Consider the following 1,837-nt stretch of genomic DNA (forward strand, 5'->3'; position numbering starts at 1 on the left):
TTTCATTATGGAAAATATAGATATTGGTAAAAAAATTGAAAAACAAAGAAAAGAAAAAGGTTTAACTAGTAAAGAACTAGCAAAGATGGCCGATATTACACCATCTATGTTAAGTCAAATTGAGCGTGGGTCTGCTAACCCTTCTATTCAAACATTAAAAGTGCTTGCTAAAGCTCTTGATGTGCCAACATTTAGCTTTTTACTTGAAGATACAAATACAGACGATTTAATTGTACGTTCCCATAAACGAAAGAAAATGATTATTGATAATTTATCATATGAAATGCTTTCACCTGATTTCACTGGAAATTTAGCAACAGCAATTATGACCGTCCCGCCTAATACAGCTTCATCAGAAAATGTGCTAGAACATAAAGGAGAAGAATTAGCATTTGTCTTAGATGGGAAAATCACATTATATTTAAATGAGGAAGAATACGTATTAGAAACTGGCGACAGTGTAAAAATACCTGCTTATTTAAAGCATAAATGGGTGAATCATTTTGAAAAAAATGCCATTGTTTTGTTTTCTGTTACTCCGCCGATTTTTTAATGTATCAATAAAAACAGGATGATTCTTATAAAATGCGGATTATCCTGTTTTTATTAAATAAGAAAGTGAAATTTTTGTTAAAAACTTAACAGTTGGACCCAATCCGAACAATCCTCCTAAAAACATTTTTACAAGTGAAGCTATCCCTCCCATTGATGCTAACGTATCATGAGTCAGATTCATCCCACCACTACCAGAGGCACTTGTAATATTCACATAAAAATAAGAAATACGTAAAAATTAATTAATTTTTCAGAATTTTGTTGAAAAATATGGTAAAATTACTCTTATACTTCTTCTATTTTGCTATTATAGAAATAATTAAATTAGGATACTTTTATCGGATGGGGGAATATATAATGAGTGTGTTATTAAAAGGGCATGAACAGATTGTCAACGAATTAAACATTTTATATCAAGTAATGGTAGCGGAGCAATTAATTGAAGCGAAACAATTAAAAGAAAAAATAGAGAAACAGATTAATAAAATTGAAGCTGATCAAAATCTATCGCTTTACTACTCCCTACTAAACTTTAAATATAAGGTCCTAACCGATTGGACAAACATTAAGTATGATACTTTTAGTCAAATTGTTCGTTTAGACAATCCAATAACTGAAGACTTTATTACTTATTATTATCACTTTTTTAAAGCTGAACATGCTACCATTATTGGAAATTATGATGAAGCAAAAAAAGAATACGAAAAAGCTGAATCCCTTTTAAAACATGTACCAGGCGAACTAGAAGAAGCTGAATATAAATATAAATTTGCTATATTTAATCACCATACAAACAAACCACTTACAGCAATCAATTATGCAAATCAAGCGAAAGAGATTTTCTCAAAATATCCACGTTATGAAATTAAAATAGCTCTATGCGAAAACATTTTAGGCTCATGTTCTGTTTATTTAAAACAATTCGAACAAGCCGAAGAGAACTATAATTCAGCAATCAATATTTTACAAAAGCTGAAAGACGATACACTAATCTTAAAAGTTCGAAATAACTTAGGTTGGCTCTACTCTTCTCAAAATCTATCAACCCTTGCTATTAGACATCTTACAATAGTTACAAACAAATTACCTAAACACCTAAAAGCCAATTTTCTACAAGCCAAAGAACATTTTAGTTTAAATGAAAAAGAACTTGCAAACGATTGGGTTCAAAAAGGCTTAGAAATTTGTAATGAATTAAATAATCAAGAATATAAACACCATTTCACTATCTTAAAAACACAACACACTGGTATTCTAGACGACTTAGAAAACGCAATCATTG

Annotated in this window: 3 protein-coding genes; 2 read left to right on the forward strand and 1 reads right to left on the reverse strand. The window is 29.9% G+C overall.

The features are described 5' to 3' along the window. Positions 1 to 7: 7 nt before the first annotated feature. Positions 8 to 553: a helix-turn-helix domain-containing protein gene (locus tag ACQGS6_RS27625; protein WP_000427637.1), complete on the forward strand. Its 546-nt coding sequence runs from the start codon at positions 8 to 10 to the stop codon at positions 551 to 553. Positions 554 to 592: 39 nt separating this feature from the next. Here ACQGS6_RS27625 and ACQGS6_RS27630 read toward each other — a convergent pair whose 3' ends face one another. Then, positions 593 to 769, reverse strand: coding sequence for a hypothetical protein (locus tag ACQGS6_RS27630; RefSeq protein ID WP_001999537.1), 177 nt, complete (start codon positions 767 to 769; stop codon positions 593 to 595). Positions 770 to 912: 143 nt separating this feature from the next. Between ACQGS6_RS27630 and ACQGS6_RS27635 the strand changes: the two genes are divergently transcribed. Then, positions 913 to 1,837, forward strand: a 925-nt coding sequence (locus ACQGS6_RS27635; protein WP_426965968.1) for a tetratricopeptide repeat protein, incomplete at its 3' end; no start/stop codon positions are given.

The organism is Bacillus sp. GMs2/2 (assembly GCF_050172095.1).
Taxonomy (GTDB): Bacteria; Bacillota; Bacilli; order Bacillales; family Bacillaceae_G; genus Bacillus_A; species Bacillus_A cereus.

What these genes read in the sequence shown, in the direction of transcription:
- ACQGS6_RS27625 (WP_000427637.1), top strand. Translation starts at nt 8, where the DNA reads ATGGAAAATATAGATATTGGTAAAAAAATTGAAAAACAAAGAAAAGAA.